22 protein-coding genes and 1 riboswitch are annotated in these 24,733 nt (G+C 71.9%); of the genes, 3 read left to right on the top strand and 19 right to left on the bottom strand.

The genetic code is table 11. From position 1 onward, the window contains the following. Positions 1–93: 93 nt before the first annotated feature. The 6 genes from ACZ58N_RS11115 to ACZ58N_RS11090 form a co-directional block, all read right to left on the bottom strand. On the bottom strand, positions 94–861 hold the full coding sequence (locus ACZ58N_RS11115; RefSeq protein WP_471157810.1) for an endonuclease/exonuclease/phosphatase family protein: 768 nt from the start codon (positions 859–861) through the stop codon (positions 94–96). 69 nt (positions 862–930) lie between these two features. Then, entirely contained in the window at positions 931–1,872 is a 942-nt protein-coding gene (locus ACZ58N_RS11110) for an ROK family glucokinase (protein ID WP_388900587.1), read from the bottom strand. 61 nt (positions 1,873–1,933) lie between these two features. Next, on the bottom strand, positions 1,934–2,407 hold the full coding sequence (locus ACZ58N_RS11105) for a DUF5304 domain-containing protein (RefSeq protein WP_471157807.1): 474 nt from the start codon (positions 2,405–2,407) through the stop codon (positions 1,934–1,936). Between the two features lie 67 nt (positions 2,408–2,474). Then, positions 2,475–3,617 (bottom strand): ArsA family ATPase, encoded by a 1,143-nt coding sequence (locus ACZ58N_RS11100; protein ID WP_471157806.1) that lies wholly within the window; start codon positions 3,615–3,617, stop codon positions 2,475–2,477. Between the two features lie 520 nt (positions 3,618–4,137). After that, entirely contained in the window at positions 4,138–4,578 is a 441-nt protein-coding gene (locus ACZ58N_RS11095; protein ID WP_281204624.1) for an SRPBCC family protein, read from the bottom strand. A gap of 127 nt (positions 4,579–4,705) precedes the next feature. Further along, positions 4,706–5,488: a metallophosphoesterase family protein gene (locus ACZ58N_RS11090; RefSeq protein ID WP_471157805.1), complete on the bottom strand. Its 783-nt coding sequence runs from the start codon at positions 5,486–5,488 to the stop codon at positions 4,706–4,708. Positions 5,489–5,753: 265 nt separating this feature from the next. Between ACZ58N_RS11090 and ACZ58N_RS11085 the strand changes: the two genes are divergently transcribed. After that, complete coding sequence (locus ACZ58N_RS11085) at positions 5,754–7,550, top strand: AMP-dependent synthetase/ligase (protein ID WP_471157803.1); 1,797 nt, start codon at positions 5,754–5,756, stop codon at positions 7,548–7,550. An 18-nt stretch (positions 7,551–7,568) separates the two neighbouring features. Here the strand turns inward: ACZ58N_RS11085 and ACZ58N_RS11080 are convergent, their stop codons facing one another. The 7 genes from ACZ58N_RS11080 to ACZ58N_RS11050 all read right to left on the bottom strand — a co-directional run bounded on the left by ACZ58N_RS11080 (position 7,569) and on the right by ACZ58N_RS11050 (position 16,000). After that, the gene (locus ACZ58N_RS11080) at positions 7,569–9,185 is read right to left on the bottom strand and encodes a GMC oxidoreductase (protein ID WP_471157801.1); all 1,617 of its coding nucleotides are present in this window, start codon (positions 9,183–9,185) and stop codon (positions 7,569–7,571) included. A 228-nt stretch (positions 9,186–9,413) separates the two neighbouring features. Beyond that, on the bottom strand, positions 9,414–10,556 hold the full coding sequence (locus ACZ58N_RS11075; protein ID WP_471157799.1) for a glycosyltransferase family 4 protein: 1,143 nt from the start codon (positions 10,554–10,556) through the stop codon (positions 9,414–9,416). A gap of 6 nt (positions 10,557–10,562) precedes the next feature. Further along, a complete protein-coding gene (locus ACZ58N_RS11070; protein ID WP_471157797.1) occupies positions 10,563–11,738 on the bottom strand; it encodes a hypothetical protein in 1,176 nt (391 codons plus the stop codon). 37 nt (positions 11,739–11,775) lie between these two features. After that, entirely contained in the window at positions 11,776–12,819 is a 1,044-nt protein-coding gene (locus tag ACZ58N_RS11065; RefSeq protein WP_471157795.1) for a C40 family peptidase, read from the bottom strand. A gap of 244 nt (positions 12,820–13,063) precedes the next feature. Continuing rightward, on the bottom strand, positions 13,064–14,101 hold the full coding sequence (locus ACZ58N_RS11060; protein WP_471157794.1) for a C40 family peptidase: 1,038 nt from the start codon (positions 14,099–14,101) through the stop codon (positions 13,064–13,066). A 255-nt stretch (positions 14,102–14,356) separates the two neighbouring features. Beyond that, positions 14,357–15,721, bottom strand: a complete 1,365-nt coding sequence (locus ACZ58N_RS11055; RefSeq protein WP_471158292.1) for an NYN domain-containing protein — start codon at positions 15,719–15,721, stop codon at positions 14,357–14,359. Between the two features lie 39 nt (positions 15,722–15,760). Beyond that, positions 15,761–16,000 carry a hypothetical protein gene (locus ACZ58N_RS11050; protein ID WP_007263676.1) on the bottom strand — a complete coding sequence of 80 codons (240 nt, stop codon included), beginning with the start codon at positions 15,998–16,000 and terminating at the stop codon, positions 15,761–15,763. A 124-nt stretch (positions 16,001–16,124) separates the two neighbouring features. Between ACZ58N_RS11050 and ACZ58N_RS11045 the strand changes: the two genes are divergently transcribed. Both ACZ58N_RS11045 and ACZ58N_RS11040 read left to right on the top strand, forming a co-directional pair. Further along, positions 16,125–16,847 carry a rhomboid family intramembrane serine protease gene (locus tag ACZ58N_RS11045; RefSeq protein ID WP_471157792.1) on the top strand — a complete coding sequence of 241 codons (723 nt, stop codon included), beginning with the start codon at positions 16,125–16,127 and terminating at the stop codon, positions 16,845–16,847. Next, a complete protein-coding gene (locus ACZ58N_RS11040; protein WP_007263678.1) occupies positions 16,844–17,125 on the top strand; it encodes an Lrp/AsnC family transcriptional regulator in 282 nt (93 codons plus the stop codon). The genes ACZ58N_RS11045 and ACZ58N_RS11040 overlap by 4 nt, the downstream gene beginning before the upstream one ends. A 279-nt stretch (positions 17,126–17,404) precedes the next feature. Here the strand turns inward: ACZ58N_RS11040 and ACZ58N_RS11035 are convergent, their stop codons facing one another. The 6 genes from ACZ58N_RS11035 to ctaE all read right to left on the bottom strand — a co-directional run bounded on the left by ACZ58N_RS11035 (position 17,405) and on the right by ctaE (position 24,644). Then, on the bottom strand, positions 17,405–18,808 hold the full coding sequence (locus ACZ58N_RS11035; RefSeq protein WP_471157791.1) for an aminotransferase class V-fold PLP-dependent enzyme: 1,404 nt from the start codon (positions 18,806–18,808) through the stop codon (positions 17,405–17,407). A gap of 217 nt (positions 18,809–19,025) precedes the next feature. After that, a riboswitch (SAM riboswitch) is annotated at positions 19,026–19,142 on the bottom strand. Positions 19,143–19,224: 82 nt separating this feature from the next. Beyond that, positions 19,225–20,289 carry an anthranilate phosphoribosyltransferase gene (trpD, locus tag ACZ58N_RS11030; RefSeq protein WP_471157790.1) on the bottom strand — a complete coding sequence of 355 codons (1,065 nt, stop codon included), beginning with the start codon at positions 20,287–20,289 and terminating at the stop codon, positions 19,225–19,227. A 165-nt stretch (positions 20,290–20,454) separates the two neighbouring features. Next, complete coding sequence (gene qcrB, locus ACZ58N_RS11025) at positions 20,455–22,086, bottom strand: cytochrome bc1 complex cytochrome b subunit (RefSeq protein WP_471157788.1); 1,632 nt, start codon at positions 22,084–22,086, stop codon at positions 20,455–20,457. Further along, the gene (gene qcrA / locus ACZ58N_RS11020; RefSeq protein WP_389711371.1) at positions 22,083–23,141 is read right to left on the bottom strand and encodes a cytochrome bc1 complex Rieske iron-sulfur subunit; all 1,059 of its coding nucleotides are present in this window, start codon (positions 23,139–23,141) and stop codon (positions 22,083–22,085) included. Before qcrA ends, qcrB begins: the two co-directional genes overlap by 4 nt. Then, positions 23,138–23,947, bottom strand: coding sequence for a cytochrome bc1 complex diheme cytochrome c subunit (gene qcrC / locus ACZ58N_RS11015; protein WP_389711370.1), 810 nt, complete (start codon positions 23,945–23,947; stop codon positions 23,138–23,140). Before qcrC ends, qcrA begins: the two co-directional genes overlap by 4 nt. Positions 23,948–24,023: 76 nt before the next feature. Further along, positions 24,024–24,644, bottom strand: coding sequence for an aa3-type cytochrome oxidase subunit III (gene ctaE / locus ACZ58N_RS11010; protein ID WP_281204606.1), 621 nt, complete (start codon positions 24,642–24,644; stop codon positions 24,024–24,026). Positions 24,645–24,733 lie beyond the last annotated feature (89 nt).

Below are 24,733 nucleotides of genomic sequence, written 5' to 3'. Positions count from 1 at the left end.
CGGGGCACAGCCCCGGGAAACGGCGAAGGGGCGGGGCGGGGAGCGGCCCGCGCAGCGCCCGGCACGCCCAGGCCCGCGCAGCGCCCCGCACACCTAGGCCGGCGCAGCCGCCAACCGCAGCACGGCCAGCACCGGCAGGTGATCGGTGGCCGCCCCCAGATCGGCCGCCGTCACGCCCGGCACCCCGAGGGGAACCCCGCAGGCCAGCACCTCCACCTCCCGGGAGGCGAACACGGCGTCGATGCGCCGATCGGCACCCGGCGCCGCCGGAAACGTGTGCTCACCGCCCCGGGGGGCGACCGCCCAGCAGTCCTGGAGCGCCCCCGCGAGCCGGCCGAAGGCGGCCCCGTCCGGGGTCTCGTTGATGTCTCCGCCGGCGATCACGTACGGGACGTCCATCGATCCCGCGCGGTCCAGCAGCGCCTGCGCCTGCCGCATCCGCTCGTCCCGAGCCAGTGACAGGTGTGCGCTGATCACCCCGAGGCGGACCGTTCCGAAGCGGACCACGGCCGTGGCGAAGCCCCGCCGGTGCCGGCCGGGGGTGAGCGGGAGCAGGACGTCCTCGGTGCGTTCGACGTGGGCCCGCAGCGAGCACAGCAGCAGCGGCCCGGCCGCCGTCGCCCCGCCGCCGAGGACCACGAGGTCGCACTTCGCGGCCAGCCTGGCCGCGTGCTTGCGCCAACGGAAGAAGCGCGGGGCCTCCTGGACGAGGACCAGGTCCGGCTCGCAGGCCCGGATCACCCGGGCGAGGGCGTCCTCGTCGTCGCGCAACGAGCGGATGTTGTAGTCGAGTACCCGGATGACGACGGAACCGTCGGGCTCCGTACGGGACTTGGGCGGCAGGTGCGGCGTCGGGTCCATGTCCGCAACATACGCAGCCGCCCGCCGCTCCCCCAAGGGGCACGACGGGCGGTCACGACGAAGGGCGGGTCAGCCCTGGCGGGCCAGGTCGGCCGCGCCGACGAGTCCGGCCTTGCCGCCGAGCTGAGCGGCCAGCACCTGCGCGTGGGGTCGCCACGCGCCGCCGATCAGCCAGCGCTTGAAGGACTTGCGGATCGGGTCCAGGACGAGGTCGCCCTCGTCGGAGACGCCGCCTCCGACGATGAAGGCCGACGGGTCGAAGAGCGAGGCGAGGTCGGCCAGTCCGGCGCCGGCCCAGCGGGCCAGCTCGCGGAAGGAGTCGATGGCCACGAGGTCGCCCTGGCGGGCCGCCTGGCTGATGTGCTTGCCCTCGATGCCTTCGGGGGTGCCGTCGCCGAGGGCGAGCAGGATCGCCGCGTTCTCGGGGGTGGCGTTGGCGCGCTGCCTGGCGTAGCGGACGAGGGCGCGGCCGGAGGCGTACTGCTCCCAGCAGCCCTGGCTGCCGCAGCCGCACAGCAGGCCGTCGGGGACGACGCGGATGTGGCCGAACTCGGCCGCGACGCCGAAGCGTCCGCGCCGCAGCTTGTTGCCGATGATGATGCCGCCGCCCAGGCCCGTGCCGAGCGTGATGCAGATGACGTCCTCGTGGCCCTGGCCGGCGCCGAAGCGGTATTCGCCCCAGGCGGCGCAGTTCGCGTCGTTCTCGACGACCACCGGCAGGCCGATGCGCTGCTCGACCTTGTCCTTGAGCGGCTCGTGCCGCCAGTGGATGTTCGGGGCGAAGAGCACGGTCGCGCGCTTGTCGTCCACGTATCCGGCGGCGCCGATGCCGACGGCTTCGATGGTGTGGTTGCTGCTGACTTCGGCGACGGCGGCGCAGATGGCCTCCGTCACCCCGTCCGCGGTCGGTGGGGTGGGCACCTTGTACGTCTCAAGGATGGTGCCCTCTTCGTCGACCACGCCGGCCGCGATCTTGGTGCCGCCGATGTCGACGCCGATGGTGAGTCCCATTAGTCCCTCGGTTTCCGGTCAAGCCCCGCCACGGCCCACCGTACCCGAGGCAGCCGGAGGATCAGTCGAGATCGATCCGCTCGGCCGGGCCCGCTCCGGGGTCCTCGTCGGGTCCGTGACCGGGTCCGCCGTCCGCGCGGGGGTTCGGTGCGGTGGGCGGTTCGTCGCGCGTCCACCGGCGCTCGTGGCCCTCGACGGCGGAGCGGTAGGCGGCGAGGAGTTCCGCTCCGGCGGCCGCGAGGTGGTCGAAGACCTCGGGATTGCGCTCGACGACGGGCTTGGCCGCGGTCTTGGCCTGGTTGACGAACTGGCGTACGGCGTCCTGTGCGACGGCGCCGACGATCGGGTTGTTCAGGGAGGAGACCTTCTCGGCCACGGCGTCGAAGAGCTTGAACAGTTCCTCGGCGGCGGTTCCGTTGCCCGCTCCCGCGCCGTCCCGTCCGGCGCGGCGGCGCTGCCGTTCGGCGGCGAGGTCCTCCTCGCAGGCCTTCGCCCAGGCGTCGTCATCGGTGGGGCGGTCGGCGGTCTCGCTCATCGCGGACTCTCCTTGCGGGGCGTACGGTGCAGCCACATTCGACCTTACCCGAACGGCGGTACGGCGCTCAGTGCGCCCGGGGCCACAGCTGCGGGTCCGGGGTGAAACGGATGCGCAGGACGCCGTCGGTGAGGCCGGCGCCGGAAACGGTGCAGCGGCGCAGCGCCGAGGGCAGCGGAACGATCCTGCGGTGGGGGCCCACCGCGAGGAGCAGCTCGTCCCCGCGCCGGATCAGGTCGAGCTCGCTCTTGCGGGCGCGGGGCAGTGGCACCACCCAGACCAGTACCCCGTCCTCGGGCCGCCGGTCCTCGACGCTCCAGCGGGGGCGTCCGGGGGCGTCCGGCGGAACGAGGGGGCCCGCGGTGGCGAGGGCCGCCAGTTGCTCGGGACCGCGCGGCTCCCGGCCCGGGTGGGGCAGGTCGACCAGGGGGAGGCGTCGGCTCCACGCCTCGCGGAACTCGTCCTGCCGGGCGGCGATGCCCGCGATCCAGGGGTCGGCGGAGTTCCGGGGTGCGAGCCGGTTGACCACCAGGTCGGTGACGGGCAGCTGGTGCAGGGCGAGGCCGAGGAGGCCGGCGCGCAGGGCGTCGTCCGCGGCGGCCCCGGGTTCGGCGACGAGACGTACGGCCGTCCCCGCGTCCTCGATGACGGCCTGGACGGCGGCGAGCTCCTCGTCCCAGCGGGCGGCGGCCTCGTACAGCCATTGGGCGGGCATCGGGACGCCGGCGAGCTGGGCCAGTACGGGGCGCAGGGCGCGGGCGGCCTGCCGTTCGGCGGGCAGCAGTCGGGCCAGGTAGCGGCGCAGCTGCGCGGGCAGGGCGAGGGTGGTCACGGTCTGGTGCAACGGGGGCATGTCGACGACGACGAGGTCGGTCGCGGGTGTGGCGGCGGCCCGGCGCAGGGCGCGGAGCAGGGCGAACTGTTCGGCGCCGGGCAGTTCGGTGAGTTCCTCGGCGCCGAGCGGGCGTCCGCCGAGCATTCCGATGAGGGAGGCTCCGCGTTCCTGGAGGGCGGCGAGCTCGGCGCGGAACTCCTCGCCGGAGTCGATGCCGGCGAACCGCAGGCCGGGGACGCTCCCGGGGTCCGCCGCCGGGTCCCCGGAGAGCAGCAGCACCCGCTGTCCGGCGCGGACGGCGGCGAGCGCGGTGGCGGCGGCGACGGTGGTCCGCCCCGCCCCTCCGGGGCCGGTGATCAGCAGGGTGCGGGGCATGGTTCTCCTCGTGCGCGGGGCGGTGCGGGCCACCCGGGGGCGCCCCGGGAACGGGTCGGGCGCGGCCGGGGAACGGACCGGCGATCGGGCACCGGCCCGTGCCCCTGCCCCTCTCCCGGAGCGAAAGCGGAATCTGCGCGGCCCGGAGCGCGACGCGTGCAACGGGACCGGGCACGGCCGGAGAGGGTCCCCCCTCGGGCGAGTACCGGCGGTGGGTCGGTACCCCGGCCGGCCCGTCCGGTGGCGGGGACCCGGCGCGGACGCGGCGCGGGCCCGGGGCGGCAGCCGCGCCCGGCTCGGAGCGGGCGGGCGACCTCGCGGGCGGTCCGGGCGACGCCCCGTGCGGGTGGCCCGTCGGGGCGGCCGGCTCAGGACCGGGTCACCATCGGGCCCGGGGTCGGGACGGCCCGGCGTCACAGGTCTGCCCCGCCGGTCGGGGCAGACCCGCCGGTCGGGCCGGGCCCGGGTTCAGGACAAGCCCGCCGGTCGGGCCGGGCCCGGGGCCGACCCGGCGTCGGGGTCAGGCGGATTCGACGCGCTTCTTCAGGCCCGCCAGCGCGCGGTCGATGATGACCTTCTCCGCCTTGCGCTTGATCATGCCCAGCATCGGGATCTTGACGTCCACGGTCAGCTGGTAGGTGACCTCGGTACGCCGGCCGCCGTCCAGCGGGGCCAGCCGGTAGGAGCCGTCGAGCTGGCGCAGCATCTGGGACTTGTCCAGGGTCCAGCTGACCTCGTCCGAGCCCTTCCAGGAGTAGGCGAGGGTGTGGTCGTCCTTGATCGCGCCCGCGTCGAGCAGCAGGCGCACCTTCTCGGCCCGGCCCTCGGCGTCGGTGGCGAGCACCTCGGCCTCCTTCACCTCGCCGGTCCACTCCGGGTAGCGGGCGAAGTCGGCGATCACGGCCATGACGTCGGCCGGCGAGGCTTCGATCGTGATGCTTGAGCTGGTGTGTTCCGCCATCGCGGTCGCTCCTCCGGGGACTGTTCGACAAGTGTGCGGGAGGCCTCCGGCCGCCGCGTGAAGGCTACCGCGCGTGTGGGTGCGGCCACTCCAGCGCCTCCGTCCGCCGCGTGGGCGGCGGCCCGGTTCACCACTCCAGGGCCCACGGTCGCCCGGTCGAGGCGAAGTGGCCCACGTTCACGCATTCCGTGCCGCCGATCCGCATGCGCCGGGCCAGCGGCTGGTGGACGTGCCCGAAGAGCGCGTACCGCGGCTTGGTGCGGCGGATCGCGGCCAGGAGGGCCTCGCTGCCGCGTTCGAAGCGGCGCGCCACGGTGTCGTAGCAGAGCTCGGGGACCTCGGGCGGGATGTGCGAGCAGAGCACGTCGACCTCGCCCAGCGCCTCCACCTTGGCGGCGTACTCCTCCTCGCTCACCTCGTAGGGCGTGCGCATGGGTGAGGGCAGGCCGCCGCCGACGAAGCCGAAGACGCGGCCGCCGATCTCCACGCGCTGTCCGTCGAGGACGGTCGTGCTGTGGCCCGCGTACTCGGGCCACAGCGACGGGACGTCGACGTTGCCGTAGGTGGCGTACGTCGGGGCGGGGAAGGCCGCGAACATCTGTGCGTACTGACGTCGGACGGCTTCCTCGATCAGGCGGTCCCGGTCCAGCCCGGCCCACAGTCGGCGGCCGAAATCGCGCGCCTCCTCGAACTTGCGGGCCGTGCGCAGTTCCACGATGCGGTCGGCGTTCTCGACGCCGAAGAGGTCGGGGAAGATGCCGCGCGAGTGGTCGGCGTAGTCGAGGAAGAGCACCAGGTCACCGAGGCAGATCAGCGCGTCGGCGTCGCCCTTGGCGCGGGCCAGCGCCTCGACGTTGCCGTGGACGTCGCTGACGACGTGGATCTTCGTACGACTCCTGCTGCCACCCATGCCCGCCACCCTAGGGGCGACCGGGCCGGACGGGTAGAGCGACCCCTGAGACCTGCCGGACCTGCGGTTACTTCCGAGTCGCAAACGGGGTCGACTACTGTCGGCATCGCCGATACCGGGCGTCCGGCGTCCCGGCAATGTCTGACGATGTACAGAATGTGACGCACGGAACATCTGGCCGGTTCCCTCTATCCGGAACCCACTACCGGTGGGTAACGTCCGGTCGGTCCACACGGTGGCGATGGCGCCCAGAGGAGCAGCAGTCTTGCGCGAGTTCAGCCTTCCGGCTCTGTACGAGGTCCCGTCGGACGGGAACCTGACGGATCTCATCCGCCGCAACGCCGCTCAGCATCCAGACACCGCCGTCATGAGCCGCAAGGTCGACGGCCGGTGGCAGGACGTGACCGCGACGGAGTTCCTCGCCGAGGTGCGGGCCGCCGCCAAGGGTCTGATGGCGGCCGGGATCCGGCCGGGCGATCGGGTGGCCCTGATCTCCCGCACCCGCTACGAGTGGGTGCTGTTCGACTTCGCGATCTGGAGCGCGGGCGCGGTCACCGTCCCCGTGTACGAGACCAGCTCCCCCGAGCAGATCCAGTGGATCCTCGGCGACTCCGGCGCCGCCGCGGCGATCGTCGAGAGCCCGGGCCACAGCGGGGCCGTGGCCGCGCTGCGCGACCGGCTGCCGGAGCTCCGCGAGGTCTGGGAGATCGAGCAGGGCGCCCTGGAGGCGCTGAAGGCCGCGGGCGCCGCGATCACCGACGCGGAGGTCGACGAGCGCAGCGGTCTGGCGAACGCCGACGACCCGGCGACCATCGTCTACACCTCGGGCACCACCGGCCGCCCCAAGGGCTGCGTGCTCTCCCACCGGAACTTCTTCGCCGAGTGCGGCAACGCGGTCGAGCGACTGAGCCCGCTGTTCAAGACCGGCGAGTGCTCGGTGCTGCTGTTCCTGCCGGCCGCGCACGTCTTCGGGCGGCTGGTGGAGGTGGCGGCCGTGCTGGCGCCGATCCGGCTGGGCTGCGTACCGGACATCAAGAACCTGACCGACGAGCTGCAGTCCTTCCGGCCGACGCTGATCCTCGGCGTGCCGCGCGTCTTCGAGAAGGTCTACAACTCCGCTCGCGCCAAGGCACAGGCCGACGGCAAGGGCAAGATCTTCGACGCGGCGGCCGAGACGGCGATCGCGTACAGCCGCGCGCTGGACACCCCGCGCGGGCCGTCCTTCGGGCTGAAGCTCAAGCACAAGCTCTTCTCCAAGCTCGTCTACAGCAAGCTGCACGCGGTGCTCGGCGGACGCGGCGAGTACGCGATCTCCGGTGGCGCCCCGCTGGGCGAGCGGCTCGGGCACTTCTTCCGCGGCATCGGCTTCACGGTGCTGGAGGGCTACGGCCTGACCGAATCCTGCGCGGCCACCACCTTCAACCCGTGGGACAAGCAGAAGATCGGCACGGTCGGTCAGCCGCTCCCCGGCTCCGTCGTGCGCATCGCGGACGACGGCGAGGTGCTGCTGCACGGCGAGCACATCTTCACCGGGTACTGGAAGAACGAGGCGGCGACCGCCGACGCGCTCACCGACGGCTGGTTCCACACCGGTGACGTCGGCACCCTCGACGAGGACGGCTACCTCGCGATCACCGGACGCAAGAAGGAACTCATCGTCACGGCGGGCGGCAAGAACGTGGCGCCCGCGGTGATCGAGGACCGGATCCGCGCCCACGCGCTGGTCGCGGAGTGCATGGTGGTCGGCGACGCGCGGCCGTTCGTGGCGGCGCTGGTCACCATCGACGAGGAGTTCCTCGGCCGCTGGGCGGCGGAGAACGGCAAGCCGGCGGGCGTGACGGCCGCGGAGCTGCGTGAGGACGCGGACCTGATCGCCGCCGTCCAGCAGGCCGTGGACGACGGCAACGCGGCGGTTTCCAAGGCGGAATCGGTGCGGAAATTCCGCATTCTTCCCTCCCAGTTCACGGAGGAGTCGGGCCACATCACGCCGTCGCTGAAGCTGAAGCGGAACGTGGTGGCGAAGGACTTCGCGGACGAGATCGAGAACCTGTACCGGGCCTGACGGGTCCGGGGTTAGGGGCTAGCGCGGGTCCTCGGCGAGGATCCGCGCCATGTTCCGTTCCGCGAGGGCCGTGATCGTCACGAACGGGTTCACCCCGAGCGAGCCGGGGACGAGGGACCCGTCGACCACGTAGAGGCCCTGGTAGCCCTTGGCGCGGCCGTACGTGTCCGTGGCGCGGCCGAGCACGCAGCCGCCGAGCGGGTGGTAGGTGAAGTCGCCGGCGAAGGCCCGGTTGCCGCCGAAGAGGTCGTGCCGGTACACGGTGAAGTTCCTGCGGTTGATGCGGTCGAAGAGGTTCTTGGCGGCGTTCAGGGACGGGTCGCTCTGCTCCCGGCGCCACTGGAGCCGTGCGGAGTCGGCGGCGGCGTCGTAGGTGAAGTGCCCGCGTTCCGGGTTCTTCGTGATGGCCAGGTACATCGAGATCCAGTGCTCGAAGCCCATGGGCAGCGGGGCGATCTCCGCGAAGACCGGGTTGGCGGCGTTGTCCCAGTCGTCGATGCCGAGGGCGGGCATGGTCGCCTGGTTGGCCCCGACGGTGTCCCAGATGTGGTTGGCGCGGGCCGTCATGACGTTGCCGTTGGGGCCCCAGCCGAGCCCGACCTGGTCGTTCAGCGCGGGCAGGGTGCCGGTTTCGCGGGCGCGCAGCAGGATCTCGGTCGTGCCGAGGCTGCCGGCGCCGAGGAAGAGTTGGCGACAGCCCAGTTCGCGCACCTGCGTGACGCGACCGCTGAGGTCGCTGGTCCGGACGGTGAGTACGTAGCCGCCCGCCGGGTCGGGGCGGACGCCGACCACGCGCTGCATGGTCTCGATGGTGACGTTGCCGGTGCCGATGGCGGCGGCGAGGTAGGTCTTGTCGACGCTCTTCTTGCCGTGGTTGTTGCCGTAGATGACCTCGCCCGCGAGCGCGGAGCGGGGGGCGGTGCCGGCGGCCTCGCGCTTCATGTGGTCGAAGTCGTAGACGTTGGGCACGAACACGGTCCTCAGGCCGGTGTTGTGGGCGTGCTTGCGCGAGGTCCGGGCGAAGCGGTACCACTCGGTGGACTCGAACCAGGCCGGGTCGATGTCGTTGACGCCGAGCATGGCGCGGGCGCGCGGGTAGTAGGTGCCGTACATCTCGTCGGCGTCGACCTGGGGCAGCACCTCGGAGAAGTACGAGCGGCGCGGGGTGGGTGCCATGCCGCCGTTGACGAGGGAGCCGCCGCCGACGCCCCGACCCACGTAGACGGACATGTCGCCGTAGTTCACCCGGTCCAGTACTCCCGGGTAGGGGCTGATGTCGCGGTTGACCACGTCGAGCCAGAGGAACTGCGCGAGCGGGGCCTCCGTGCGGGTGCGGAACCACATGGAGCGGTGGTCGGGCGCCGAGGTGGCGGGGAAGACCTTCCCGTCGGGACCGGGGGTGTCCCACAGCCGCCCCATTTCGAGGACGACGGTGCGTACGCCCGCCTGCCCCAGCCGCAGGGCGGCGACGGCGGATCCGTAGCCGGAGCCGACGACGATGGCGGGGGCGTACCGGGCGGGTGGCGGCTCGGCGCCCGCGGCGGCGGCCGGACCTATGCGGGTGAAGCCGAGCGCCGCGGCGGCCTGGAGGGCGCCGAGCCCCAGGACATGACGGCGCGTCAGGTTTGGTGTCATGGCCGCATCATGAGCGGATTCCGCCCAACCGGCCATAACCCGCACTGACACGCTTCTGAGTGACAGTCGGACATGGCTCGACCGTATGCGGGCCCCGCCCCGGGCCCGCCCGGTTCGCCGGACTCGGCCCGCGCGGGGACCCCCGGCGGCGATAATCCCCCTCCGCGGTCCCCTCTCCCCGGCGGGGGCCGGGGTCCCGCCCACAGCGGCGAGGGGCCCGGGTCCCGCCTACAGCAGCTCGCGCAGCCGCTCCGCGAGGAGGTCCCAGCGCCACTTCTCCTCGACCCAGGCGCGGCCCCGCTCGCCCATGCTGCGGCGCAGTTCCGGATCCTGGAGCAGGGCCGTGATCCGGTCGGCCGCCTCCTCGGGGGAGCCGCCGCGGACGACCCAGCCCGTCTCCCCGTCCAGTACGGCGTCGGGCGCGCCGCCGGAGTCACCCGCCACCACCGGCAGGCCCGTCGCCGAGGCCTCCAGGTAGACGATGCCGAGCCCCTCCACGTCCAGGCCGCCCCGCCGGGTCCGGCACGGCATCGCGAACACGTCTCCCGCGCCGTAGTGCGCCGGGAGTTCGGCCCACGGCACGGCCCCGGTGAAGACCACGGAACGGGCGACCCCGGTGGACTCGGCGAGCCTGCGCAGGTCCGCCTCGTAGGGGCCGCCGCCCACGACGAGCAGCACCGCGTCCGGCACCGCTGCCAGGATCCGCGGCATCGCCTCGATCAGGGTGTCCTGCCCCTTGCGCGGGACCAGCCGGGAGACGCACACCACCACCGGGCGGTCCGTCAGTCCCAGCCGGGCCCGCACGGCGGCGCCGCCGGAACCGGGGTGGAAGGTCTTCTCGTCCACCCCCGGCGGGAGTTGCACCATCCGCGCCGCCGCCCGGTCGGTCACCGCCGAGGCGATCCGCGAGCGCGTGTACTCCCCCAGGTACGTCAGGGTGTCCGTGCCCTCGCCGATGCGGCGCAGCAGTTGCCGTGCCGCGGGCAGTTGGGCCCAGCCGGCCTCGTGGCCGTGCGTGGTGGCGACCAGCCGGCGCGCGCCCGCCCGCCGGAGCGCCGGGCCCATCAGCCCCAGCGGGGCGGCCGCCCCGAACCACACGGACTCGCAACCGTGTTCGCGCAGCAGGCCGACCGCCCGCCGGGTCACCCGGGGGGTCGGCAGGAGCATCGTCGTACTGTCGCGCACCACCTGGAACGGCTGTTCCGAGTCGAATGCGGCGGTCGCCGCGCGGCCTTCCTCACCGTGCTTCCAGGTGGAGGCGTAGACGACGATCCGTTCGGGATCCAGGCGCAGCGCCATGTTGTGCAGGAAGGCCTGGATGCCGCCCGGGCGCGGCGGGAAGTCGTTGGTCACGATCAGCGTCTTGTGCATCACCGGTCAAAGTACCGGACGCGCCCGGGCCGGGTCCGCCGCGCCCGGTCCGCCGCCGACGGGCGCGTTCCGGCCGAGTTCCGTGCGCAGCGCCGCCTGCCAGGCGGTGGTCAGGCCGGCGGCGTCTCCCCCGACGGTCTCCGCCAGCGCGGTCGGGAGCGGTTCGCGGCCGGCGCGTTCGTACAGCGCGATCAGCGCGGCCTCGCCCCACTTGTCCGCGACGAGTCGGCAGGCCAGCCAGGCGCCCTCGTACGCCCTGGCCTGCGCCTGCGGGTCACCGCCGAAGGAGAAGGCCTCGTCCGGGGGGAGTTCGGCGGGGACCTCCCCGCTCCGCACGGCCCGGGCGAGGGCGGGCGCGGCCTCGGCCGGGGCCACCCGGGTGCCGCGGTACGCCACCCAGTCGGCGAAGCCCTCGGACAGCCACAGCGGGGTCATGGCGGTGGTCGCGGCGCGGGTGGCCACATGGGTGGTCTCGTGGGTCAGCAGGATCCGCCGCCCCCGTTCGGACAGTTGCGCGTATCCCTCCGGGTTGACGACGATCCGGTCGGCGGGGGCGGGGCCGCTCCCGGTGCTGCCCGTGGTGACGGCTCCCAGGCCCCGGTAGACGTCGGCCGGTCGGCCCAGCAGGGCGGCCATCGCGTCCAGGGAGCCGGGCACCAGCACCACCACCCGTCCGGCCCACTTCCCGGGCCGGGCCGAGGTCACCGCGGGCACGGCCCGGTCGGCCTCCGCGGCGATGTCCGAGAGGGTCCGCGGGCTCTGCCCGACGCCGAGGACCAGCGCGTGCGCGCCCCGCGCCACCAGCGGTTCGCCCTGGTCCCACAGCTGCGGCAACGCCCCGGGCGCGGGCCGGTCGCCGTCGACCCGCCAGCCGGCCGGGCCCCGGGTGAGCCGCACCTCGCGGTCCGCCCCGGCGGGGGCGTCGTCGTGGCCGGCGAAGCCGTACCGCAGCCGGGCGAGCGCGGTGGCCCGGTCGCCGTCCCGCCGGATCGAGGTGACCTCGTACGACCAGCCCTCCAGCGGGATCCCGGCGAGCCGGGCGGGCGGGGCCGCGGACCAGTCGGCGACGGCCCGCCGGACGTCCCGCCCGTCGACGCCGGCCGGGGCGGGCGCCGTGCATCCGGCCGCCGCGAGCAGACACGGCAGCAGGAGGCGGACGACGACGCGGAACAGGGGGGTCACCGGTCGATCGTACGCAGCGCGCCGGCCGGTACGGGGGCTACGGCCGGGTGACCGAGGACACCGGCATCATCCCGACCGGGTCGTAGCGCACCCGGGCCCCGGGGTACGGGGCGTGGACGACCTGCCCGTTGCCGACGTACATCCCCACGTGGCTGGCGTCCGAGCGGTACGTCACCAGGTCCCCGGGCCGGGCCTGCGAGAGCGGGACCTGCCGGCCCGCGCCGCGCTGGGCCTGGGAGGTGCGCGGCAGGGAGACGCCCGCCTGCCGGTACGACCACACCATCAGCCCGGAGCAGTCGAAGCCGGAGGGGCCGGTGGAGCCCCACACGTACGGCTTGCCCACCGCGGCGCGGGCGGCCATCACCGCGGTCATGGCCCGACCCGACGCCTGCCCGGAACCAACCGGCTCGGGCAGCGCGCCGGGGCGGCCGCCGGAGCGCGAGGACCGCTCGAAGTCGGCGCGTTCCGCGGTGGGCATCTCGTTGAGCAGCCGGCGGGCGGCGGCGAGCTTGGCCGTGACGGAGCGCTTGTGGCGGGCCACGTCGGCGCGCAGGGAGTCGAGCTCGGCCAGCTTGTGGGAGGCCTCCTGGCGCTGCTGGCCGAGGCGGCGCTGCTCCTCGCGGAGTTCGCCCAGTTGGCGGGCCTGCCGGCCGCTGAGCCGGTTGAGGACGGCGGCCTTGTCCAGGTAGTCGTCCGGGTCGTCGGAGAGCATCAGCTCGACGGTGGGGTCGAGGCCGCCGGAGCGGTACTGGGCTCCCGCGAAGGTGCCGAGGACCCCGCGCATGGTGTTGATCCGGTCCTGGGCGCGGGCCACCGCGTCCTGGGACCGACCGATGTCGGCGCGGAGCCGGTCGGCCTTCTCACCGGCCTCGTTGAACCGCTCGGTGGCCTGCTCGGCCTCCTCGAAGAGCCGGTCGACCTGGGCCCGGGTACCCGAGGGGGGCTCCTGCGGCAGGCCGGGGGCCGCACCGGCGGGTGCGCCCGTCATGGCTACGGCGGCGGTGGCCGCCGCGGCGGTGAAAACGGTGACCTTGGTGTTCCGGTCGAGGCTGGTGAGCCCGGGCCGGCGATGGGACGCCACGTGGAACCGCTCCCTTCCGCTGCGCGGGGCCCGGGTCCGCCCTCCGTGGACGGCCGTGTGCCGGGTTCCGCGCTGGCAGACAGTAGCCGCGCGAACACGCCCCGACCAACGACCGCCGGCCGGCCCACATGACGGCGCCCCGCCTCAGACGCAGGTCATGGGCGGGGCGTGCGGTCGTGGCAGGGTGCGGGAATTCGCCCGGATGGGCGGTGCGCGGGCGCGTCCCCGGTGGGGGCGGGGCGGGTCAGAGGCGGACGCCGAACTGGAACGGCATGTTGTCGATCGACTCGTACTTGACGCCGCCGCGCGGGTTGGAGGCGTGCAGGGTCGTGTTGTTGCCCGCGTACAGGCCGACGTGGTGCAGGTCGCCGTAGAAGAAGACGAGGTCACCGGGCTGGAGCTGGCTCCGGCTGATGCGCGTGCCCTCGTTCGCCTGGGTGTAGGTGGTGCGGGTGACGGAGACCCCGGCCTGCTTGTAGGCCCACTGCACCAGCCCGGAGCAGTCGAACGCGCTGGGCCCCTCGGCGCCGGATATGTAGGCGCTGCCCAGCTTGGTCTTGGCGGCGGCCAGCGCGGCGGCGGCCCGGCCGGAGGCGTTGGCCGGCGGTGCGGCGGGGGCGCCTTCGCCCTCGCCGCGGGCGGCCTCGCCGGCCTTCGCCTCCTCGTCCTTCAGCTGCCTGCGCTCCTGTGCCGTAAGCGTGTTGAGGAGGGCCTGGGCCTCGGCGAGCTTGTCCTGGGAGGCCTTCTTCTTCTCGCCGAGCTCCTTGCGGGTGGCGTCGAGGTCGGCGAGCTTGCCCGAGGCCTCCTGGCGCTGCTGCGCGAGGGTGCGCTGCTTGTCCTGGATCCTGCCGATGGCGTCGACCTGCTTGCCGCTCAACTGCTGGAGGGTGGCGGCCTTGTCGAGGTAGCTCTCGGGGTCGGTGGAGAGGAAGAGCTCCACGGACTGGTCGAAGCCGCCGCCGCGGTACTGGGCGGTGGCCATCGAACCGAGCGTGTTGCGCAGGGTGTTGAGCTCGTCCTGGCCGCGGGCGACCCGGTCCTGGAGCTGGGCGATCTCCTTCTCCAGCTTCTCCTGGCGCTCCTTGGCCCCGTTGAACTTCTCGGTGGCCTGCTCGGCCTCCTCGTAGAGGGTGTCGACCTTGGTCTTGACCTCGTCCTTGTTCGGTTTGTCCGGGGCGGCCACGGCCGAGTGCGAGGAGAGGGCGACCGCCGCGGCGGCGGTGGCCGTGAGCACGGTCACGCGCGCGCGGGCCGGGTGCTTGGGTCGACGGTGGGACGCCACGGAGACGAGCTCCTTCTTCCTCGGACCGCCGAGGGGGAACGCACGCCCGGCGGCAACCCCGTCGCCACTCGAATGAGTGAACTACCGCACGAAGGTTTGAGCAGACCCTAGTGACCCGCGCTTGATCACTTCAAATACCCGTACGGCAAAATCCCTCGCCCTGCCCGCTTCTTTACCAACGGCGCACGCTGCGTGCCGGCGGACTGACGGTGGGTCCTCCCCCGACACCGCCAATCCCGGCATCACGCCCAGCAGTTACGAAACGCGCGAAAGCCTCTTCAGGAGCAGAGCGGACGTCACGGGTCGGGCTCCCGCCTTCGCGACCCCGTCGGCCACCTCCCGGTCGGTGGAGACCACGACCACCGGACGGCCCGGCGGCTCGGCCCGCACCAGCTGACGGATCAGCTCGTCCGCCGTCACACCGGCCTTCGAGAACAGCACCCGCACCCCGCGCGGCGGGGCGAGCAGCACCGGCGCCGCCAGCTCCGCCCCGTCGAAGACGCAGGTCATCTCGGCGCCGGTCTGCGCGGCCAGCATCGACAGCCCGCCCAGCAGGCGCAGCCGCTGCTTCTCCAGCGGCATCGTCGGATAGCCGGTCTTCGTCACGTTGTAGCCGTCGACCACCAGATGTGCCTGGGGCAGCGCCAACAACTGGTCCAGCAACGCCGGATCGGTCTCCGACAGGGCCCGCGCGGCGATGTCCTTCGGCGTCATCCGGCCCGGCTCCACCGCGTCCACGGTGTCCGCGGGACGGGTGTTGACCGGCGGCAGCGCCAGCTCGCGCCGCAGCCCGGCCGCCGCGTCCAGGACGGTGTCCAACAGCAACCGCAGCCGCATGTCCTCGATGCTGCGCCCCTCCCGGGTGGCCCGGCGCGAGATCTCCAGCGCCGACTCCACCTCCGCGAGGCGGGACTTGAGCCGCCGGGACTCGCTCTCGGCGGCGGCCACCTGCGCGGCGGCCTCCCCCCGGATCCCGTCGATCTCGGCGCCCACCTTGCGCAGGGCGGCCTCGCCCCGCTTGACGTCGCTCAGGGCGCTGCGCAGCTTGCGCTGAAGCGATTCGGCTTCCTTGCGGGCCGCTTCGAGATCGGCGCGCACCTGCTCACCGCCCGAGCGCTGCAGCTCCCGCACCTGGGCCAGTTCCTCGCGCAGCCGCTCCAGTTCGCGGCGCGTCTCGTCGCCCACCCGCTCGGCGTCGGCGCGCTGCGCCTCCTCGCCCGCGGAGGCCACCAGCTTGACCCAGCCGGCCGGGCGCAGCACGTAGGCGGCCGCCGCGACGTCGAGCGGGTCGGCCGCGGCGGGCGGCGCGCCCGTCTCCAGGGCGCCGGTCAGCTCCGGCTGCGCCTCGCGCAGCTTCTCCGCGACCCGGCCGCGGAAGACGGCGTCCGTCTCCACGGCCGCGGCCATGGCGTTGCCCGCGAACTTGGCGCGCCGGGTCGGGGTGAACCGCGCGTACTGGCGCAGCTGCGCCGGGAGGTCGGCGACCGTCAGGCCACCGAAGGCGTCCGAGACGAGCGCGACGACCCGGCGCCGCACGCCTTCGGGCAGCGGGCGGTCGAGCACCTCGGCGGCGTCGCCGGCCTCGTCGGCCGGCTCAGCGCCGCTTGCTGGCTCCACAATCCGTCACCCCTACCGTGATCTACTGTGGGCCCGGCTCCGTCAGGAGTCGGTGCCCGGCCTGTCCACGAGCTCGATCTGGTCCACAGCGTTGCACCAGCGGCAGCGGACCGACTCGATGGTCTCACTGACCACCTCGCGTTCCTCGACCTTGGGCTCCCCGGCGAGGTCCAGGTGGACGTATTCCACGACCTTCGACGATCGGGTGACGTCGAACCTCGTGAGGTTGCCGCACAGCGTGCAGCGCCACCGGGTGGTGTCGGTCGGCAAGGGAACCGTCATCAGGCCGCTCTCTCCTTCTTGACTCATTCAATTAAAGCCTTCCGCGGCGGTCCGCGGACCGCGCACGTAACCCTACGGCCTGGCACCACCCCCGAGGGGGTCCACCTGCGTCATGCTCTGTCGCATGATCGTAAGGTGGCGGACCGTCCGCGAGGCCGCCCGGGGCCCGGTGATCACGTACGCGCTGATCGCCGGTTGCTGCGTGGCGTTCGTCCTCGGCCCGGCGTCGGGCCTCAACCCCTCCTACGGGACGGGTGACCGGCTGACCGAAACGGGCACCGCGTACTTCCGGCACTGGGGCGTGGTCCCCGACGAGCTGTTCTCGGGAGCCGGTCGACCGCTGCTCACCCCGCTGACGGCGCTGTTCATCCACGGCAGCTGGCTGCACCTGCTCGGGAACATGCTCTTCCTGTACGTCTTCGGGGCGATGACGGAGGAACGAATGGGCCGGGCGCCCTTCCTCGTCTTCTACGTCTGCACGGGATACCTCGCGCTGGCCGCGTACGCGGCCGCCAACGCCGCCTCGGACCAGACCCTGGTCGGCGCGTCCGGCGCGATCTCGGCGGTGCTCGGCGCGTTCCTCTGCCTGTTCCCGCGGGCCCGGGTGACGAGCCTGTTCCCGTTCCTGCTGTTCCTACCGCTGCGCTTCCCCGCGTGGATCGTGCTGCTCTTCTGGTTCGGCCTGCAATGGCTGGCGGCGCAGCGGGCGGAGAGCGGCCCCGGGGTCGCCTATCTGGCCCACGTCGTGGGCTTCTCCCTGGGCTTCCTGTACGCGTGGGCCCGTTATCGGCGTACGACTAGAGTGAGGCGACCAGTGACTGCCGGCGAGGGAGACAGCCAACCGTGATCACCGCGATCGTGCTCATCAAGACCAGCGTGGACCGCATCCCCGAGATCGCCGAGTCCATCGCCCAGCTGGACAGCGTCAGTGAGGTCTACTCCGTCACCGGGACGTACGACCTGATCGCGCTGGTCCGCGTCGCCCGCCACGAGAACCTCGCGGACATCATCCCGGGCCGCATCAGCAAGATCCCCGGCGTCGAGGCGACGGACACGCACGTCGCGTTCCGCACGTACTCCCAGCACGACCTGGAAGCCGCGTTCGCGATCGGCCTCGACGCGTAGCCCTCCCGACGCGCGGCGTTCAGAGCCCGGGCAACGCCTCGCCCACCCGGGCGGGGCACGAGCGCCGGGGCGCACATGCTGCCGGTCGGGCAGGTGTCCGTGTTCGCCGCGTACAACGGGCCGGGGACGCTGCGCCAGTCGCGCTTCTCCCCGCCGTCGGGAGCCGGCCCCGACCGGTCGTACAGGACCTGGGCGCGGGGGTTCCAACCGGGCAGCGACCTGCCGACGGCCGCACGGATCACGGGTATCGGGTCCCGGTACGTCATGCCCCGAACGATGTCAGACGGCCGGGACGCAGCGGCCCTCTTCGGTGCGGTACTGCCACTTCGCACCGTCCGCGACGAGTTCCTTCACCGCGTGGACGAAGCGCTCGACGTGCTCGTCGGGGGTGCCCGCGCCGAAGCTGACGCGGATGGCGTTCAGCGAGCGCTCCCCCGGCGCGGCCTCCGGCGCCCCGCACTCGCCCGGCTCCTGCGGCTCGCTGCCGAGCAGGGTGCGGACGAGCGGGTGGGCGCAGAAGAGGCCGTCGCGGACGCCGATGCCGTACTCGGCGGACAGGGCGGCGGCGAAGTGGGAGCTGTTCCAGCCGTCGACCACGAAGGAGATGACTCCGACGCGCGGGGCGTCGTCCCCGAACAGGGACAGGACGCGGACCGCCGGGACCTCGGCGAGGCCCTCGCGAACCTTGGCGATGAGGTGGTTCTCGCGGGCGACCAGGTTCTCGAACCCGGCCTCCTTGAGGGCCTTGCAGGCGGAGGCGATCGAGTAGACGCCGATGACGTTCGGGGAGCCGGCCTCGTGGCGGGCGGCGGTGGTGTGCCACTCGACGTCGACGCCGCCGTCCTCGCGGCGGGCCACCTTGCGGGAGGCTCCACCGCCGGCCAGGTACGGGTCGGCCTCCTGGAGCCAGTCGGCGCGGCCGGCGAGGACCCCGGAGCCGAAGGGGGCGTAGAGCTTGTGGCCGGAGAAGGCGACCCAGTCCACGTCGAGGTCCCGGACGGAGACGGGGTGGTGCGGGGCCAACTGGGCGGCGTCCAGCACGATCCGCGCGCCGTGGGCGTGCGCCGCGGCGGCGAGTTCCTTGACCGGCCACAGCTCGCCGGTGACGTTGGAGGCGCCGGTGACGCAGACCAGCGCCGGGCCGTACGGCTCGCGGTCGGCGAGCGCCCGCTCCAGGCCGGCGACGGCCTCGCCGGGGGTGCGGGGGGCGTTGAGGTAGGTGACGCGGGCGTTCGTCCAGGGCAGCAGGGAGGCGTGGTGCTCGGTCTCGAAGACGAACACCTGGCAGTCGGCCGGCAGGGCCGCGGCGAGCAGGTTGAGGGAGTCGGTGGTGGACCGCGTGAAGACCACCTGGTCGGCGGGCCGGCAGTCGAGGAACTCGGCGACGGCGACGCGGCTCTGCTCGAAGAGGTCGGTGGACAGCTGGGAGAGGTAGCCGGCCCCGCGGTGGACGCTGCCGTAGTAGGGGGCGTACGCGGCGACGTCGTCCCAGACCCGCTGGAGAGCGGGGGCGCTGGCCGCGTAGTCCAGGGCGGCGTAGGTGACCTCGCCACCGGTCACGAGCGGGACGGTGACGTCGCGGCCGAGCACGGCCAGCGGCTCGCCGCAGGCGGGGGCGTCGGCGCACACGACGGTGTCGGTGGAGATGGCGGCGGTGACGGCGGCGTTCAGGGATGCGGACATGGCGGTATCTCCCGGCAGGCAGGGCGGAATGGCTTCGGAGTACCCGTACGCGGATGCGGCGCTGCGGCCGTCGGGGTACGGGAAAGCCCTCGGAAGTGACACGGGGTGCACGGAAGCGGCCCCGGTCCGAGGGGTGAAGTGGGGGCGGAGTCGCCCTATCGCATTCGCTTGCTCACGGAAAACGCTCCTCGAAGGACCAGGACCCCTGGTGTCGAGGGATCCGCGCTTGCCGTAGACCTCGCTGCCTACGGCCTGGTCATCACCCGGGGCACCCCGCCACGGAAGGAGGGTTGCCGGACAGCAAGCCGGGGCCTAAACGCTGTCACTCGTGACCTGGTCAGAATCCTGCCACACGATCTCCCGTGCGCAAGACCCCGGTCCACGATGCGGACCGGGGTCTTGGCCGAAACCGTGCCTCAGGCGTTGCTCGCCTTCACCCAGCGCTCCAGCGCGGCGCGAGCGGATCCCGAGTCGATGGACTCGGCCGCCCGGGTCACGCCCGCCGCGAGCTGCTCCTCCAGGGAGCCCGTCCCCGGGTCGAGCGCGACCAGGGCCGCGGCCGAGTTCAGCAGTACGGCGTCCCGGACGGCCCCGGTCTCGCCCGCCAGCAGCCGGCGGGCGACGTCGGCGTTGTACGACGGGTCGGCGCCCCGCAGCTGCGAGACGTCGACGAGCTCGATGCCGATGTCGCGGGGGTCGAAGGACGACTCGGTCACCGAGCCGTCGCGGACCCACCACACCCGGGAGGTGGCCGTGGTGGTCAGCTCGTCGAAGCCGTCGTCACCGCGGAACACCAGGGCGGAGGAGCCCCGCTCGGCCAGCACCCCGGCCATGATGGGGGCCACCCTGGGATCGGCGACGCCCGTGGCCTGGGCCCGTACCCTGGCCGGGTTGGTCAGGGGACCGAGGAAGTTGAAGGTCGTCCGGATGCCCAGTTCCTTGCGGGCCGGCGCCACGTGGCGCAGCGCGGGGTGGAACTTGACGGCGAAACAGAAGGTGATCCCGGCCTCCTCCGCGACCTCGACCACGCGCGCGGGGGTGAGGTCGAGGTTGACACCGAGCTTCTCCAGCACGTCGGAGGAACCGCTCGCGGAGGACGCCGCCCGGTTCCCGTGCTTGACGACCTTCGCGCCCGTGCCGGCCACGACGATCGCCGACATCGTGGAGATGTTGACGGTCTTGGCGCCGTCGCCGCCGGTGCCCACGATGTCGACGGTCCGGCCCGGGACCTCGATCAGGTTGGCGTGTTCGTACATGGCCCGCACGAGCCCGTTGATCTCCGCGACGGTCTCCCCCTTGGCCCGCAGCGCGACGGCGAAGCCGGCGATCTGGGCGTCGGTGGCCTCCCCGCGCATGATGCGGTCCATCGCCCAGGCGGTGTCGTCCGCACCGAGGTTCCGACCGGTCAGCAGGGCGTCGAGGATGCCCGGCCAGCCACGGGCCGCCACGCTGTCGCCGCCTGCCGGGGTCACAACGTTCATGGTCCGCTCCTGCTGCCTGGTGAGGTTGCCACGTCGAATGGGAAGGGGACCAGCCTATCCAGCCCCGGGGACGGCGAAGAGCCCCGTCCGGACAGTGGACGGGGCTCTCGCCGTGGCGACACCAGGATTGACCGAAATCAATCCCTCAAGCGGTCGTGCGGGGGATCAGTGGTGGCCGTGGCCGCTCTGGATCTCCTTGTACTCCTCCACCGTGGGCTTCGGGATCTGGTTGCCCTCGGCGTAGTAGCCCTTGCTGAGCTTCGCGCGCAGCTTCTCGGTGGCCTTCACCTTGCGCTCGACACCGTTCTCGTCGACCGTCGGGCCGATCTCGACCGGCTCGTACGTGGTGTACGAGGTGAGCGTGTGGAGCTGACCCTGCGGGAGCGGCTCGTGGATCTCGACGAACTCACCGTGCGGCAGGCGCTTGATGATGCCGGTCTCGCGACCGTGCAGCACCTTGTCCCGGTCCCGGCGCTGGAGGCCGAGGCAGATCCGCTTGGTGATGACGAAGGCGATGACCGGGCCGACGAAGAAGCCGATCCGGGCGAACCAGGTGATCGAGTTGATCGAGAGGTGGAAGTACTGCGCGAACATGTCGTTTCCACCGGCGATCAGCAGGATGACGTACCAGGTCAGCCAGGCCACACCGAAGGCGGTACGGGTCGGGACGTTGCGCGGGCGGTCCAGGATGTGGTGCTCGCGCTTGTCGCCGGTGACCCAGGACTCGACGAACGGGTAGACCGCGATCGTCGCCAGCACCAGCGGGAAGATCACCAGCGGGACGAACACGCCCAGGACCAGCGTGTGGCCCCAGAGGTTGATCTCCCAGCCCGGCATCGCACGGATGAGGCCCTCGGAGAAGCCCATGTACCAGTCGGGCTGCGCGCCCGTGGACACGTGGTCCGGGACGTACGGACCGAGCGCCCAGATCGGGTTGATCGAGGCGATGCCCGCGATGGCCGCGATGACGCCGAAGACCAGGAAGAAGAAGCCTCCGGCCTTCGCCATGTAGACCGGCAGCAGCGGCATGCCGACGACGTTGTTGTTCGTCTTGCCGGGGCCCGCGAACTGGGTGTGCTTGTGGTAGAAGACCAGGATCAGGTGGGCGACCAGCAGGCCCATCATGATGCCCGGCAGCAGCAGGATGTGGATCGAGTAGAACCGGGCCACGAAGTCGTGGCCGGGGAACTCCCCGCCGAACAGGAACATCGACAGGTACGTGCCGACGACCGGCACGGACAGGATCGCGCCCTGCATGAAGCGGACACCGGTGCCCGAGAGCAGGTCGTCCGGCAGCGAGTAACCGGTGAAACCGGTGAACATGCCGAGGACCAGCAGCAGGAAGCCGAAGATCCAGTTGATCTCGCGCGGCTTGCGGAACGCGCCGGTGAAGAAGACGCGCATCATGTGCACCATCATCGCCGCGACGAAGATCAGTGCCGCCCAGTGGTGGATCTGCCGGATGAGCAGACCGCCGCGGACGTCGAAGCTGATGTCCAGGGTCGAGGCGAAGGCCTCGGACATCCGGACGCCCTGCATCGGCACGTACGAGCCGTGGTACACGACCTCGTTCATGCTCGGGTGGAAGAACAGCGTCAGGTACACACCCGTGAGGATGATGATGATGAAGCTGTAGAGGCAGATCTCACCCAGCATGAAGGACCAGTGGTCCGGGAAGATCTTGCGCATGTTGGCCTTGGCGAGGCCGTAGATGCCCAGGCGACCGTCCGCCCAGTCGGCCACGCGCTCGCCGGCGGGCGCTTTGCGCCCCGTCTTGTTGTCTGTGGCAGTGCTCATCCGCGCTCCCAGAATGCAGGACCGACGGGCTCTTCGAAGTCGCCGTGCGCTTCGAGGAAGCCCTCGTCATTCACGCCGATCCGCAGCTGCGGAAGCGCGTGACCGGCCGGGCCGAAGATGACACGGGCGCCGTCGGAGAGGTCGAAAGTGGACTGGTGGCACGGGCAGAGCACGTGGTGCGTCTGCTGCTCGTACAGGCTGATCGGGCAGCCGACGTGGGTACAGATCTTGGAGAAGGCCACGATGCCGTCGTGGGACCACTCCAGTTCCTTCTTGTCCTTGATGTCCTCCGGCTGAATGCGGACGATCATCAGGGCGGCCTTGGCGATCTGGGACATGTAGTCGTGCGCGTCCTCCTCCAGGCCCTCGGGCTTGGCGAAGGTCAGCGAGCCGACCAGGATGTCCTCGGGACGCAGCGGCTCCATCGTGTTCTGGTTGATGAGCAGCTTGCCCTTGGCCCAGATGGTCTTGCGGAGCTTGTCCTCGGGCAGCGGGCCCAGGTCGCGCAGCAGCATCACGCCGGAGAGCGGCACCAGGGCCAGCGCGCCGAGCAGGGTGTTGCGGATCAGGGGCCGGCGGCCGATGCCGGACTCGTTCGCGCCGTCGGCGAAGTCCTGCAGGACCTGCGCCTTGACCTCCGGCGGAGCGGCGATCTCGTGGCGCTCGGCGGCGACCTCGACATCGGACATCAGGGTGCGGGCCCAGTGGACCGCGCCCGCGCCGATGCAGAAGAGCGCCGTGCCCAGGGTGACGCCGAGCGCGAAGTTCAGCGCGCTCACCTTCCCGATGGGGAAGATGTAGACGATCTTGTCGACCGGGAAGATCACGTACGAGGCGATGAAGGCGACCGTGGCCAGCATCGACAACGTGAACAGCATCGCGACGGTGCGCTCGGAGCGCTTCGCCGCCCGCTCGTCGATGTCCTGGATACGGGGCTTGTGGACCGGCAGGCCCGGGTCGGCGAACGGGTCGTCCGCGACCGCCACGCCACCGTGGTGGGCGTCGCCCTGCTCGCTCGGCAGGTGCTTCTCTTCGGGAATGTCTTGGCTACTCATGACTTCTTGGCCTTAGCGGTGTGGGCCGCGACCCAGACGGCGACAGCGATCAGCGCACCCAGACCGAAGATCCAGCCGAACAGACCCTCGGAGACGGGGCCGAGGCCACCGAGCTTGAGACCACCGGGGTTGGTCGACTTCTCGCCGTTGACGTTCTGGAGGTACGCGATGATGTCCTTCTTTCCCTGCTCCGGCATCGTGCTGTCCGGGAAGGAGGGCATGTTCTGCGGGCCGGTGAGCATGGCCTCGTAGATGTGCTTCGGCGAGACGTCCTCAAGGTTCGGGGCGTACTTGCCGTTCGTCAGGGCGCCGCCCTCGCCGGTGAAGTTGTGGCACTGCGCGCAGTTGTTGCGGAAGAGCTCACCACCCTTGGCGATGTTCGCCCCGGCCGGGTCGTACTGCTTCTCGGTGGGCGTGATCGGGCCGGCGCCGAGCGAAGCGATGAACGCCGCGAGCTGGTCGATCTGGGCCTGCGAGTAGATGTTCGGCTTCTTCGGCACCTGGGCGCCGGGCTGCTGGGCGGGCATGCGGCCCGTGCTCACCTGGAAGTCGACGGCGGCGGAGCCGACGCCCACCAGGCTCGGGCCGTCAGAGGAACCCTGACCGCCGGTACCGTGGCAGCTTGCGCAGCCCACGGCATAGAGCTTCTTGCCCTCCTCGATGGCGAGGGACTGGGCGGTTTCGTCGGCCTGCGCCTTGCCCGCGGGCGCGAAGGCGGCGTACAGCCCCCCAGTGACCGCCAGCGCGAAGAGTAGAACGACGACCGCCGCCAGCGGATGGCGTCGTCGTGCGGAGAGCTTTTTCACGGATTACCCCGGTGTCAGGATCTTCTGCGTCGGTGTTTCTGGATGGAGTGCCGAGCCGGGCCCGGCGACGTGTTCGCTACTTGATCAGGTAGATCGTCGCGAAGAGGCCGATCCAGACGACATCGACGAAGTGCCAGTAGTAGGACACGACGATGGCCGACGTGGCCTGTTCGTGGGTGAACCTCTTGGCCGCGTACGTCCGGCCGAGGACCAGCAGGAAGGCGATGAGACCGCCCGTCACGTGCAGACCGTGGAAGCCGGTGGTCAGGTAGAAGACCGAGCCGTACGGTCCGGACGAGAGGGACATCCCCTCGTGCTTGACCAGCTCGGTGTACTCGAACACCTGGCCGCCGATGAAGATCGCACCCATGACGAACGTGATGATGAACCACGATCGGAGCTTCTTCACGTCACCGCGCTCGGCGGCGAATACGCCGAGCTGGCAGGTGAGCGAGGAGAGCACCAGGATCGTCGTGTTCGTCGCCGAGAAGGGCAGATTCAAGGCCGAAGCCTGCTCTGTCCAGTACTCGGCACCCGTCACGGATCGCAGGGTGAAGTACATCGCGAAGAGGGCCGCGAAGAACATCAGCTCGGAACTCAACCAGATGATGGTTCCGACGCTGACGAGGTTCGGCCGGTTGACCGTCGGGTGCGCGTGCCCGGTATCTACTGTCGTTGCTGTCGCCACGACCGACATTATGTCGGTCGCTTATCCCGCCCTCACCCCGGGGGGTGCCGTTCGGAGTGTCAGGGGGGTGTGCAAGGCCCGAACGGCCCATCAGATCG

The organism is Streptomyces sp. NPDC040432 (genome assembly GCF_055595445.1).
The sequence above is the reverse complement of the archived record's forward strand: the minus strand, read 5'-3'. Positions and strand labels throughout refer to the sequence as shown.